This window comes from Pseudomonas sp. A25(2017) (assembly GCF_002001065.1).
Classification (GTDB): domain Bacteria; phylum Pseudomonadota; class Gammaproteobacteria; order Pseudomonadales; family Pseudomonadaceae; genus Aquipseudomonas; species Aquipseudomonas kilonensis.
This window is the reverse complement of the sequence record NZ_MUOA01000037.1, coordinates 42,831-55,018: the sequence shown is the minus strand read 5'-3', so window position 1 is coordinate 55,018 and position 12,188 is coordinate 42,831. Positions and strand designations below refer to the sequence as shown.

General features: G+C 60.1%; 13 protein-coding genes. 11 read left to right on the top strand and 2 right to left on the bottom strand.

Translation table 11 applies throughout. The features are described 5' to 3' along the window. Positions 1–134 precede the first annotated feature (134 nt). From B0E42_RS03030 to B0E42_RS03010, 5 genes are all read left to right on the top strand, one after another. Positions 135–770 carry an RluA family pseudouridine synthase gene (locus B0E42_RS03030; protein WP_018612476.1) on the top strand — a complete coding sequence of 212 codons (636 nt, stop codon included), beginning with the start codon at positions 135–137 and terminating at the stop codon, positions 768–770. A gap of 136 nt (positions 771–906) precedes the next feature. Then, positions 907–1,749 (top strand): hypothetical protein, encoded by an 843-nt coding sequence (locus B0E42_RS03025; RefSeq protein WP_256211748.1) that lies wholly within the window; start codon positions 907–909, stop codon positions 1,747–1,749. An 88-nt stretch (positions 1,750–1,837) separates the two neighbouring features. Beyond that, entirely contained in the window at positions 1,838–2,941 is a 1,104-nt protein-coding gene (locus B0E42_RS03020; RefSeq protein WP_033062870.1) for a hypothetical protein, read from the top strand. A 101-nt stretch (positions 2,942–3,042) separates the two neighbouring features. Further along, on the top strand, positions 3,043–4,332 hold the full coding sequence (locus B0E42_RS03015; RefSeq protein ID WP_014339686.1) for a M18 family aminopeptidase: 1,290 nt from the start codon (positions 3,043–3,045) through the stop codon (positions 4,330–4,332). 260 nt (positions 4,333–4,592) lie between these two features. After that, positions 4,593–4,775, top strand: a complete 183-nt coding sequence (locus tag B0E42_RS03010; RefSeq protein ID WP_014339687.1) for a hypothetical protein — start codon at positions 4,593–4,595, stop codon at positions 4,773–4,775. A 7-nt stretch (positions 4,776–4,782) separates the two neighbouring features. On the opposite strand, the gene B0E42_RS03005 is transcribed toward B0E42_RS03010, so the two are convergent. Continuing rightward, complete coding sequence (locus B0E42_RS03005; protein ID WP_077505609.1) at positions 4,783–5,529, bottom strand: UTRA domain-containing protein; 747 nt, start codon at positions 5,527–5,529, stop codon at positions 4,783–4,785. A 349-nt stretch (positions 5,530–5,878) separates the two neighbouring features. Between B0E42_RS03005 and B0E42_RS03000 the strand changes: the two genes are divergently transcribed. The 6 genes from B0E42_RS03000 (at position 5,879) to B0E42_RS02975 (ending at position 11,277) form a co-directional block, all read left to right on the top strand. Next, a complete protein-coding gene (locus B0E42_RS03000) occupies positions 5,879–6,946 on the top strand; it encodes an ABC transporter substrate-binding protein (protein ID WP_024618498.1) in 1,068 nt (355 codons plus the stop codon). A 210-nt stretch (positions 6,947–7,156) separates the two neighbouring features. After that, on the top strand, positions 7,157–7,963 hold the full coding sequence (locus B0E42_RS02995) for an alkaline phosphatase family protein (RefSeq protein ID WP_077505607.1): 807 nt from the start codon (positions 7,157–7,159) through the stop codon (positions 7,961–7,963). A gap of 5 nt (positions 7,964–7,968) precedes the next feature. Continuing rightward, a complete protein-coding gene (locus tag B0E42_RS02990; protein WP_161798371.1) occupies positions 7,969–8,805 on the top strand; it encodes an ABC transporter permease subunit in 837 nt (278 codons plus the stop codon). After that, entirely contained in the window at positions 8,792–9,592 is an 801-nt protein-coding gene (locus B0E42_RS02985) for an ABC transporter permease (RefSeq protein ID WP_018612464.1), read from the top strand. The genes B0E42_RS02990 and B0E42_RS02985 overlap by 14 nt, the downstream gene beginning before the upstream one ends. Then, entirely contained in the window at positions 9,589–10,578 is a 990-nt protein-coding gene (locus tag B0E42_RS02980) for an ABC transporter ATP-binding protein (protein ID WP_018612462.1), read from the top strand. Before B0E42_RS02985 ends, B0E42_RS02980 begins: the two co-directional genes overlap by 4 nt. A gap of 45 nt (positions 10,579–10,623) precedes the next feature. Next, positions 10,624–11,277, top strand: coding sequence for an HAD family phosphatase (locus B0E42_RS02975; RefSeq protein WP_014339694.1), 654 nt, complete (start codon positions 10,624–10,626; stop codon positions 11,275–11,277). 120 nt (positions 11,278–11,397) lie between these two features. Here the strand turns inward: B0E42_RS02975 and B0E42_RS02970 are convergent, their stop codons facing one another. After that, the gene (locus B0E42_RS02970; RefSeq protein ID WP_077505605.1) at positions 11,398–12,186 is read right to left on the bottom strand and encodes a DUF2182 domain-containing protein; all 789 of its coding nucleotides are present in this window, start codon (positions 12,184–12,186) and stop codon (positions 11,398–11,400) included. Positions 12,187–12,188: the final 2 nt, after the last annotated feature.

The following is a 12,188-nucleotide window of genomic DNA, read 5'->3' as shown; positions in this document are numbered from 1 at the left end:
CTGACGAAGCCTGCGATCTTTTGATCTTGACTTGAACTCAAGGAAGCTCGGAAAAGATCGCAGGCTTCGCCAGCTCCTACATATAGGACGACAGGCCCGAGCCGCCGTTGGCGTTTGTAACGAGACTGTTTTCAATGCCCCTGTCCAACATCCGCATCATTCATCAGGACGCCGCTGTCCTGGTGGTCGACAAGCCGACCCTGTTGCTCTCCGTGCCCGGCCGGGCCGACGACAACAAGGACTGCCTGATCACCCGTCTGCAGGAAAACGGCTATCCGGAAGCGCGAATCGTGCACCGACTGGACTGGGAAACCTCCGGCATCATCCTGTTGGCCCGCGACCCGGACACCCATCGCGAACTGTCCCGGCAGTTTCATGATCGCGAAACCGAAAAGGCCTACACGGCGCTGTGCTGGGGCCAACCGGAACTGGACAGCGGCAGCATCGACCTGCCCTTGCGCTACGACCCGCCGACCAAACCTCGGCACGTGGTGGACCACGAACAGGGCAAACACGCCCTGACCTTCTGGCGCGTGCTGGAACGTTGCGGCGATTGGTGCCGGGTCGAACTCACGCCGATTACCGGGCGCTCGCATCAATTGCGCGTGCACATGCTGTCCATCGGTCATCCGTTGCTGGGCGACGGGCTCTACGCCCACCCGCAGGCCCTCGCTGCCTGGCCGCGCCTGTGCCTGCACGCCAGCATGCTGAGCTTCACCCATCCGCAAAGCGGTGAGCGCCTGCGCTTCGAGTGCCCTGCGCCGTTTTAGGCTGACGTCTCAAGCGGCTCTATGGAATCAACGAACAAGCCTTGGGCTGTAAAATTTCCTACAAAAAACAGTAAAAAATTTACACTTGGAATTAAGAATTTAGAATGATGCTACTTCTCACTCAGGCAGGACGCCCGTGCCATACCTCGCGATGCTTCAGCAGAACTACCCTTTCACCTTTCGTTTTTTGAATACCGATCTACATTTTCGGCAAAAACCTTGTCACCACATCGAGCACTCGCTGCGGCAGTTGATCACCAATCGCCGCAAGTGTGCCGAGACGCGCACGACAGCGATCATCCCAGGCAGCGAGCAATCATTGTTCGCCAAGGTACAGCGCCTGGACAGCTTTAAAAGCAAAGTTCGCATCACCTTGGGTACGCCCCAGCGCAACGGACGCTTCGACTGGCCATTGGAAGAATTGCAGAACATGCTGCATGCCGAGGAACGAGGCATTGAGACGTCGGCGCTGCTGGGGTTTGGCTACACAAGGAGTGGACTGGGCCTGGCTCAGGATTACTTCCTTATTACCCAGTTGCTGGAAGACCACATAGACGGCAAGAAATGGTTGGCCGAACACCCCGGGCAAATCGAAACATTCATCCGAAAAGCTTTCCAACTTCTGGATTCTCTAACGAGCAGGAACATCAGCCACATGGATTTCTGGGTGGGCAACCTCATGCAGCCTACTGATGGAAAAGGGCCACTCAAGGCCATCGATTTTGAGAATTGCTTCTCACGGTCGACGCCATACCTCAGTGAAACACTTGGCTTCCAGCTCGGCTTCCTTTATCACCGTGAGATTTACAAGCTAATCACCGAAGCCCGTTATGACAGCCTGGTGAGGGAATTTCTCAGGCAGAAGCCAACGGTGTCGATGGATAACTTCAACGAGGTGTACCAAGTCAGCAAGCACAGTCACCTGGGCCGCAAGGAACGTCGTGAGGTTTTTTTGCAAGGCCGGCTTATGCTCGGCTGACCCATCCGGGGCGCGGCATTGGTCCTGCAATGTCGTTAATTGATAGGGTAGACTCCCGGCCATTGCTGTCTGGAGATAAAGGCTTCACATGCAGGTTATTAATTTTCAGGGAACACCCGTCAAAAAAGTTCGTCATCAGATGCTGTATCTGATTTACGGCGACAAGGACGTTTATCGTCAGGAGGCCAAGTTCAGTATCCTGACGGCCCTTGCTCATGGTAATCCATCCACCCTTCCCAGCATCAGGATCCTGACCGACCGGCCTGAGGATTACCTGGGCTGGCCGGTCGAGACACTCGCGCTGTCTCCCCAACTGCTAAGCGAGTGGCAAGGCAACAACGGTTACATACATCGGCGCAAAGCCTGTGCCATAGCGTCAGGCCTGAAGCTGGCGGAAAAAACCCTGTTTGTCGACACCGACACGCTATTTTTCGCCGACCCCGACCTGCTATTCAAGCAAATCGAGCCAGGGCAATACCTGATGGACCGCTTGGAATACAAGTGGGATTACGTCTGCAAGCGAGAGAGTTACCAAACGTTGGGGACGCACCTGCGCGCCCACGGCATCACTCCGAGCAGTAGCTTCAATCTCTACAACAGCGGCCTATGCGGCGTGACCGACAACGACGCTGCGCTGCTTGCCCAGGCCATCGGACTGATCGATGAATGGACCGAGGATGGCTTCGACATCCATACCATCGAACAGATCGCGATTTCGTTCGCGCTGCACACCAAGACCGTTAAAGAAAGCAAAAAATTCGTTTATCACTACTTCGGTGAGAAACGCTTTTTCCACACCATGCATGCGCATTTCTTTGCCCAACACGGCGAGGCTTTCAGCGCGCAGTTGGTCGAGCGCAGCCATGACGTACCACGCACCCGGCCATCCCCATCGACCTGGCGGCGCCTGAAGATAAAATGGCAATTGCGCGGTCAGCGCGGCGCCTTGAACAAGATCGGTCGCGACCTGTTGTATGGCAGCGCGGCGCCAGAGAATCCTTACTTCGACCTTAGCCGGCACCATTGGTGGGATTCGGCATCAAGGGAGATTCTTCGGCTGAATCCGGAGCTCCGGCAACAGCTGTTCGGCCAACTGGAGCATTGGCCGCAGCACCTACCGGAGCCATCCAAGGCTCAAGACAAGACGTTGATCATGGCGCACCTGCGCAAGCGAATCATGGCCTCGGGCTGATCGATATATCGAGGCCGCACAACAATCCATGACGGAGAACAGCTCTGCAACGCGGGCTGCCAATACGGTAAACTCCCGCCCATTGCTGTCTGGAGTTATTTATGCGCGCAGAGTTGAACCAGGGCCTGATCGACTTTCTCAAGGCCTCCCCTACCCCGTTCCACGCCACCGCCAGCCTTGCCAAGCGCCTGGAGGCGGCAGGCTATCAGCGTCTTGACGAACGCGAGACCTGGGCCACCGAGGCCAACGGTCGCTATTACGTCACGCGCAACGACTCCTCGATCATCGCCTTCAAGCTCGGCCGCAACTCCCCGTTGCACGACGGCATCCGCCTGGTCGGCGCCCACACCGACAGCCCCTGCCTGCGGGTCAAGCCGCAGCCGGAACTGCAACGCCACGGGTTCTGGCAACTGGGTGTGGAAGTCTACGGCGGCGCGCTGCTGGCGCCGTGGTTCGACCGCGACCTGTCCCTGGCCGGGCGCGTGACCTTCCGTCGCGACGGCAAGGTCGAAAGCCAGTTGATCGATTTCAAGGCGCCGATCGCCACGATTCCGAACCTGGCCATCCACCTCAATCGCGAAGCCAACCAGGGCTGGGCCATCAACCCGCAGAATGAGCTGCCGCCGATCCTTGCCCAGTTCGCCGGTGACGAACGCGTTGACTTCCGTGCTGTGCTCACCGATCAACTGGCCCGCGAACATGGCCTGAATGCCGACGTGGTGCTCGATTACGAGTTGAGCTTCTATGACACGCAAAGCGCTGCGGTCATTGGCCTGCACGGCGATTTCATTGCCGGCGCGCGCCTGGACAACCTGCTGTCGTGCTACGCCGGCCTGCAAGCCTTGCTGAACGCCGACACCGAAGAAACCTGCGTGCTGGTGTGCAACGATCACGAGGAGGTCGGCTCGTGCTCGGCCTGTGGCGCCGACGGTCCGATGCTGGAACAGACCCTGCGTCGCCTGCTGCCTGAAGGTGAAGAATTCGTCCGCACCATTCAGAAATCCCTGCTGGTTTCAGCGGACAACGCCCACGGCGTGCATCCCAACTATGCCGACAAGCACGACGCCAACCATGGCCCCAAGCTCAACGCCGGCCCGGTGATCAAGGTCAACAGCAACCAGCGCTACGCCACCAACAGCGAAACCGCCGGGTTCTTCCGCCACCTGTGCATGGCTGAAGAAGTGCCGGTGCAGAGCTTCGTGGTGCGCAGCGACATGGGCTGCGGTTCGACCATCGGCCCGATCACCGCCAGCCAGCTGGGCGTGCGTACCGTGGACATCGGCCTGCCGACCTTCGCCATGCATTCGATCCGCGAACTGTGCGGCAGCCATGACCTGGCGCATCTGGTGAAGGTGCTGAGCGCGTTCTACGCCTCTCGCGAATTGCCATAGCCGCCCCGAAGGCATGATGAACCCTGTGGGAGCAAGGCTTGCCCGCGATGAAGGCGACTCGATTTCTGGAAAGACCGAGTCGCCTTCATCGCGAGCAAGCTTTGCTCCCACACAGCTTGCTCCCACACAGTTTTCTTCCCACACAGTTTTCTTCCCACACAGTGTTTGCCTCGGGAATGAGGGCGATGTGACATACATCAGCACACCCCGACAAAACCCCAACTAGACTGGCCTTATCCTTCCCCGACAAGGCTGTCGCCATGATCTCGATGTCTTCGTTCAACGCCATGCTGGTGCCCATCATTGCCGGCATGATCCTGCTGGCCATCGGCTTCAACTTCCGTGACAAGAACGTCGGGGTCTTTGCCATGTGGATCGGCATGTTGTTGATCCTCGCCACGGTGGTGATCAAGATCCTGAGCAAGCTCAACGAGTCGCTCTAACCCTGTCTCAGGCTGTCGGCGATTGTTCCGGCTCAGGTTGCTCCGGCATATCCACGCCGACATGGATCGCATCGTGTCGCCAGAACTCCAGGTCGCAATCGATCAGCCGCTGATGCTGGTCATAGTTGACCCGTGCAATACGAAGCCCGGGGCTGCCCACCGAAACCTTCAACGCCGCTGCCGCTTCCGGCTGTAGAGAGGTGGGCACGATTTCAAACTTCACCCGGCCGTAGTGCAGGTCGTAATGGCGGGCGTACAGCTCGGTGATGGACTGGTTGAGGTCGAACCCCAAGATGTCCGGAAAATACTGCGGGTTCAGGTAGTGCTCGACGTACAGCACCAGCCGCTCGTCGATACGCCGCACGCGGCAGATCTGGATCACGCTGGACAACGCCGGCAACTGCAACCAGGCGCACACCGCCGCCGAAGCGGGTTGCAGACGCGCCGAAATCACTTGGGTAGAAGGCACACGCCCTTGGGCCGCGACCATGGCGTGGAAATGGCTGCGCTGCATCAGGTTGTAGGCCAGGCGCGGCGGCGAGACGAACCAGCCCCGGCGCTCCTCCCGATAAATCTGCCCCTGGGCTTCGAGCTGCAACAACGCCTCACGCACGGTAATGCGCGTGGTCCCGAACAACTCACTGAGCTTGCGCTCGGCCGGCAATTTGCTGCCGGGCGCCAGCAACCCGTGGTCGAGCTGCTCTTGCAGGACCTGTCCGATGGCTGTCACCGCTTTGGTTGCATCGATGCGCATCAACGTTACCTATCTGGACTAGACCAGCACTGTTTCGGGGCAAGATCGACGGTTCATCAACCCGTTTCTGGGTCCAGCAAGCCTAGGCACTGCACATGACTGGCAGATGACAGAGCCGCCGAACGGTCGTTTTGCAAGCGTGCAAATTAACGGCCAAGTCCTTGCAGATCAGCTGTTTAACCATGGTCTACGCTTAATTCGCAGCCAACCCCCACGAGCCTGGCATTTCCCGGGAGATCCTGAACCGACATCAAAATGTCACAGGGCTCGCCTACATTGGCTCAGGTATTGCTGACCTAGACCAACACAACCGCAATCGCAGCGTTGAAAACGCCCATAGGAGCTTCGGATGAAACAGCTTTTCCTGGCATCACTGTTAGGCTCGACCATTGCCATGTGCACCGCCGCCATGGCCGCTGACACCGATCTGAAAACGTTGGAAGCCGCTGCGAAAGCGGAAGGCGCCGTGAACAGCGTCGGCATGCCCGATGACTGGGCAAACTGGAAAGGCACCTGGGACGACTTGGCCAAGCTCTACGGCCTGAAACACATCGACACCGACATGAGCTCGGCGCAGGAAATCGCCAAGTTCGCCGCCGAGAAAGACAACGCCAGCGCCGACATCGGCGACGTCGGTGCGGCGTTCGGCCCGATCGCGGTCAAGCAGGGCGTGGTCCAACCCTACAAGCCAAGTACCTGGGAACAAGTCCCTGCCTGGGCCAAGGACAAGGACGGCAACTGGGCATTGGCCTACACCGGCACCATCGCGTTCATCGTCAACAAGAAGCTGCTGCACGGCTCCGAAGTACCGACCAAGTGGGCGGACCTGAAGACCGGCAAATACAAAGTCTCCATCGGTGACGTGAGCACCGCTGCCCAAGCCGCCAACGGCGTGCTGGCAGCCGCCCTGGCCAATGGTGGCGACGAGAAGAACGTCCAGCCGGCACTGTTGATGTTCGCCGAGATCGCCAAGCAAGGACGCCTGTCCATGGCCAACCCGACTATCGCCACGATGGAAAAAGGTGAAGTCGAAGTCGGCGTGGTCTGGGATTTCAACGGCCTGAGCTACAAGGCCAAGATGGCCAACCCGGATGACTACGTTGTGCTGATTCCGTCCGACGGCTCGGTCATCTCCGGCTACACCACCATCATCAATAAATACGCCAAGCACCCGAACGCCGCCAAGCTGGCCCGCGAGTACATCTTCAGCGACGCCGGCCAGATCAACCTGGCCAAGGGCAACGCCCGTCCGATCCGCGCCGAGCACCTGACCCTGCCGGAAGAGGTCAAGGCCAAGCTGCTGCCGAACGAGCAGTACAAAGGCGTGACCCCGATCAAGGACGCGGATGCTTGGGAGAAGACTTCCAAGGCACTGCCGCAGAAGTGGCAGGAAGAAGTGATCATCAACATGCAATAAGGCGGTCGCTCCCGCTCGGATATCCACTGGGCACCCAACTGTGGAGCAGTCCCTGTGGGAGCAAAGCTTGCTCGCGATAAACGATGACACGGTCTTGAAGTAGCACCGTATCGCCAGCATCGCGAGCAAGCTTTGCTCCCACAGGCCTGCTCTTACAGTGGAGCTTGGGGGATTCGAGTTTTCTGGTATCTGCCCGGAGTCCCGGTACCCATGAAGCACAACGTCATCCTGGTGGTGCTCGACGGTCTCAACCATGAGGTCGCCCGGCATGCCATGGGGCATTTGCAGGCTTACGTCGGCGCAGGACGCGCGGCCCTCTACAAACTGGAATGTGAGTTGCCCGCCCTGTCCCGTCCGCTCTACGAATGCATCCTCACCGGCGTCGTGCCCATCGACAGCGGGATCGTGCACAACAACGTCTCGCGCCTGTCGAACCAGCGCAGCATTTTCCACTACGCCACCCAGGCCGGCTTGAGTACGGCGGCCGCGGCGTATCACTGGGTCAGCGAGCTCTACAACGTTTCGCCCTTCGTGGCCGGTCGCGATCGTCACACCGACAACCTCGACTTGCCGATTCAACACGGGCATTTCTATTGGAATGACCATTACCCCGATTCCCATCTGTTCGCCGACGCCGAACACCTGCGCCAGCGCTACTTGCCGAACTTTTTGCTGGTGCACCCGATGAACATCGACGACGCCGGCCACAAGCACGGCCTCGACACCCCGCAATACCGCAACAGCGCCCGCTCCGCCGACATCAACCTGGCGGTCTACCTGCAAGCCTGGCTCGACGCCGGTTACCAGGTGCTGGTGACGTCCGACCACGGCATGAACAACGATCGCTCCCATAACGGCCTGCTGGCCGAAGAACGGGAAGTGCCGCTGTTTGTCCTGGGCAGCGGCTTCAGTTTCGATCCCGCCGCCACGCCCCGGCAGACCGAACTGTGCGGCACCATTTGCCAATTGCTCGGCGTCGACCACGACAAACCCTACTGCCAGGAGTTACTCAAGTGAACGCCATGACGCGCGGCAAATGGCTGGCAGCGTTGTGCCTGGTGCCCTTCGCGATTTTCTTCATCGTGTTCCAGATCGCCCCGCTGCTCTGGGTGCTGGTCAACAGCCTGGAATCGGAAGAGTTCGGCTGGGGCCTGGCCAACTTCAGCAAGATCTTCAGTTCCAAGTTCTACCTGCAAGCGATCCAGCACAGCCTGGAGATCAGCTTCTGGTCCAGTGTGTTCGGCATCGTCATCGCCGTGCTGGGCAGCTACTCCCTGCGCCGGGTGGATTCGCGGCTGCGCAACTTCGTCAACGCCTTCGCCAACATGACCAGCAACTTCGCCGGCGTGCCCCTGGCCTTCGCCTTCATCATTTTGCTCGGGTTCAACGGCAGCATCACGATCATGCTCAAACAGGCGGGGATCATCGAGGATTTCAACCTGTACTCGAAAACCGGGCTGATCATCCTCTACACCTACTTCCAGATCCCCCTGGGCGTGCTGCTGCTCTATCCGGCCTTCGACGCCCTGCGCGAAGACTGGCGCGAGTCCGCCGAGCTGCTGGGCGCCAACGGCTGGCAGTTCTGGCGACACATTGGCTTGCCGGTGCTGACCCCGGCGCTGCTGGGCACCTTCGTGATCCTGCTGGCCAACGCCCTCGGCGCCTACGCCACGGTCTATGCGCTGACCACCGGCAACTTCAACGTGCTGCCGATTCGCATCGCCGCCATGGTCTCTGGCGACATTTCCCTCGACCCGAACATGGCCAGTGCCCTGGCCGTGATATTGGTGGCGTTGATGACCGTGGTCACCATCGTCCATCAGTTGCTGCTCAAGAGGAGCTACCATGTCTCGCGCTGAACCGGGCTCCGTCGGGCTCTATCATCGGGTGGTGGTGTACCTGCTGTTCGCCATCCTGCTGCTGCCCCTGGCCGGCACGCTCGTCTACTCCATCGCCAGCAGTTGGTCGGCCACCGTGCTGCCCAGCGGCTTCACGTTCAAATGGTATGTACAGTTGTGGAGCGATCCGCGTTTTCTCCACGCCTTCGGTCAATCGCTGCTGGTTTGCGTCGGTGCGCTGGTGCTTTCGGTGGTGCTGATCCTGCCGTTGCTGTTCGTGGTGCATTACCACTTCCCCAAGCTCGACGCCCTGATGAACATCCTCATCCTGCTGCCCTTCGCGGTGCCGCCGGTGGTGTCATCGGTGGGGCTGTTGCAACTCTACGGCTCCGGGCCGCTGGCGATGGTCGGTACGCCGTGGATCCTGATCGGCTGCTACTTCACCGTCGCCCTGCCGTTCATGTACCGGGCGATCACCAACAACCTGCAAGCCATCAACCTGCGCGACCTGATGGACGCCGCCCAACTGCTCGGCGCCAGCACCTTCCAGGCCGCGTTCCTGGTGGTGCTGCCGAACCTGCGCAAGGGCCTGATGGTGGCGCTGCTGCTGTCCTTCTCGTTCCTGTTCGGCGAATTCGTGTTTGCCAACATCCTCGTTGGCACCCGCTATGAAACCCTGCAGGTGTACCTGAACAACATGCGCAACAGCAGCGGTCACTTCACCAGTGCGCTGGTGATTTCCTACTTCCTCTTCGTACTGGTCCTGACCTGGGCGGCCAACATCTTGAGCAAGGACAAAAGCCAATGAGCTACGTCAGTGTCCAACACCTGCAAAAAAGCTACGCCGGTACGCCGGTGTTCAGCGACATCAATTGCGAGATCCGCAAGGGCGAATTCGTCACCCTCCTCGGCCCTTCCGGTTGCGGCAAATCCACGCTGTTGCGCTGCATTGCCGGCCTGACCGCGGTGGATGCCGGCCAGATCATCCTCGACGGGCAAGACATCGTCCCATTGAGCCCGCAGAAACGCGGCATCGGCATGGTCTTCCAGAGCTACGCCTTGTTCCCCAACATGACCGTGGAGCAGAACGTCGCCTTCGGCCTGCGCATGCAAAAAGTCGACGCCGCGGACAGCCGCCAGCGTGTGCTGGAGATCCTGCGCCTGGTGGAGCTGCATGATTTTGCCGCGCGCTACCCCCATCAACTGTCCGGCGGCCAATGTCAGCGCGTCGCCCTGGCCCGCTCCCTGGTGACCCGGCCGCGCCTGTTGCTGCTGGACGAGCCGCTGTCGGCCCTGGATGCACGGATTCGCAAGCACCTGCGCGAACAGATCCGACAGATCCAGCGTGAGTTGGGCCTGACCACGATCTTCGTCACACACGACCAGGAAGAAGCCCTGACCATGTCTGACCGGATTTTCCTGATGAACCAAGGAAAGATCGTACAAAGCGGCGATGCCGAAACCCTTTACACAGCGCCAATCGACGTCTTTGCCGCCGGTTTCATCGGCAACTACAACCTGCTGGATGCCGACAGCGCGACCAAACTGCTGCAACGGCCGGTGAGTGGCCGTATCGCCATCCGCCCGGAAGCCATCGAGCTGAGCCGCAATGGCGAGGCCGATGCGCTGATCCGCAGCCACAGTCTGCTGGGCAACGTGATTCGCTACCGGGTCGAGGCCCGTGGCGTGGAATTGGTGGTGGATGTGCTCAATCGTTCGGCCGCCGACCTGCACCCCGATGGCGCACGGTTGTCACTTTCCATCGATCCGTCGGCGCTGTGTGAGGTAGCCTGACGGCTTTGTTGATTTTGAAACTGATTTTGAAAAGGAAACGCGCTGATGGCCCTGGCAATTTTTGATCTGGACGAAACCCTGATCCACGGCGACTGCGCCACCCTCTGGAGCGAACAGATGGGACGCCTGGGCTGGGTTGATCCCGAGTCCTTCATGCGGCGCAACAACGAGCTGATGGACGCCTACAGCCACGGCAAGCTGCGCATGGAAGCGTACATGGACTTCAGCCTGGAGCCGATGATCGGTCGCACCCCCGAGGAGATCGAGCACCTGGTGGCGCCGTGGGTGGAAGACTTCATCGAACCGATCATCTTCAGCGACGCCACCAAGACCATCGCCGAACACCGCAAGGCCGGTGACCGGATCCTGGTGATCTCGGCCTCGGGCACGCACTTGGTCAAGCCAATTGCCGAACGCCTGGGTATCGACGAGATCCTGGCGATCGAACTTGAAGTGACCCATGGGGTGTACAGCGGCCAGACCGTGGGCACCCTGACCTACCGCGAAGGCAAGATCACCCGGCTGCTGGACTGGCTGGATGCCGAGGAAGAGAACCTGGAAGGCGCAAGTTTCTATTCCGACTCGCGCAATGACCTGCCGCTGCTGCTCAAGGTCGATTACCCGCATGTGGTGAACCCGGACCCGGTATTGAAGGCCCATGCCGAATCGGCCGGGTGGCCAATCCATACCTGGAAATAAGCAGCCTCGTGTGGGAGCGAGCTTGCTCGCGATAGCGGTGAATCAGCCGGCATTGATTTATCTGATACACCGCCATCGCGAGCAAGCTCAGCTCCCACAGGTTCAGATTCAGATTCAGGTTCAGCCCAGCAGCAGCCACAGGCTCCAGCCGAGCAACACCACACCGCAGAGACGACTGAGCCAGAGTCCCTGCGGCAGGTTTTTCTCCAGCAGGATGAAGGCACCGATCACTGCCACCCAGAGCAGGTTCATCACACCGACCACGAACAGCAGGCCCATCAGGGCCCAACAGCAACCCACACAATAAGCGCCATGGGCCAGCCCCATGCGCCAGCCACCGAGCACGTCGGGGCGCCAGTAGCTGAGCAGAAAATGCAGCGGCCCGCGACAATGCTCAAGGCAGACCGCCTTGCCTGGCAGCCACTGATAGACGCCTGCGACCAGCAGCAGGCCGGCGCCCAGGGCGGTGCTGGTACTGTGCATCCCCGGACTGAGCAGAGCGAGTTGCTCGAGCGCCCATTGCAGCGCCGTGGCGCCCAGGGCGAAACCGGCCCAGACCAGAACATAGGCGCTGCAGAACAGCAGCAGGGCCAGGTGTCGCTGCGGTGCCGGCATGCGCTTGCGCAGCATCTGCTGGTAGATCAACAGCATGGGCAAGGCGCTGGGCAGCATCATGCCAACCATCATCACCACCCACATGGCGAACATCAGCAGCGCATCGGCCAGGCTCCAGGGCATGAGCATGCCGCCCATTGCCGCATCAGCCATGCCGCCCGGTGCACTCATGTCGCGGGCCATGTGCAACAGCAGCAGCCAGGCCAGGGCGGTCAGCGCGAGCAGGCAGAGCAGGAGCAGCCACTGCTCGCCTGTCAGTCGCTTGCTCGGCGTCACCGCCTGAGGTTCTGCCATCG

Coding starts and splice junctions, on each gene's coding strand:
- B0E42_RS03030 (WP_018612476.1), top strand. CDS start 135: ATGCCCCTGTCCAACATCCGCATCATTCATCAGGACGCCGCTGTCCTG.
- B0E42_RS03020 (WP_033062870.1), top strand. CDS start 1,838: ATGCAGGTTATTAATTTTCAGGGAACACCCGTCAAAAAAGTTCGTCAT.
- B0E42_RS03015 (WP_014339686.1), top strand. CDS start 3,043: ATGCGCGCAGAGTTGAACCAGGGCCTGATCGACTTTCTCAAGGCCTCC.
- B0E42_RS03010 (WP_014339687.1), top strand. CDS start 4,593: ATGATCTCGATGTCTTCGTTCAACGCCATGCTGGTGCCCATCATTGCC.
- B0E42_RS03005 (WP_077505609.1), bottom strand. CDS start 5,529: ATGCGCATCGATGCAACCAAAGCGGTGACAGCCATCGGACAGGTCCTG.
- B0E42_RS03000 (WP_024618498.1), top strand. CDS start 5,879: ATGAAACAGCTTTTCCTGGCATCACTGTTAGGCTCGACCATTGCCATG.
- B0E42_RS02995 (WP_077505607.1), top strand. CDS start 7,157: ATGAAGCACAACGTCATCCTGGTGGTGCTCGACGGTCTCAACCATGAG.
- B0E42_RS02990 (WP_161798371.1), top strand. CDS start 7,969: ATGACGCGCGGCAAATGGCTGGCAGCGTTGTGCCTGGTGCCCTTCGCG.
- B0E42_RS02985 (WP_018612464.1), top strand. CDS start 8,792: ATGTCTCGCGCTGAACCGGGCTCCGTCGGGCTCTATCATCGGGTGGTG.
- B0E42_RS02980 (WP_018612462.1), top strand. CDS start 9,589: ATGAGCTACGTCAGTGTCCAACACCTGCAAAAAAGCTACGCCGGTACG.
- B0E42_RS02975 (WP_014339694.1), top strand. CDS start 10,624: ATGGCCCTGGCAATTTTTGATCTGGACGAAACCCTGATCCACGGCGAC.
- B0E42_RS02970 (WP_077505605.1), bottom strand. CDS start 12,186: ATGGCAGAACCTCAGGCGGTGACGCCGAGCAAGCGACTGACAGGCGAG.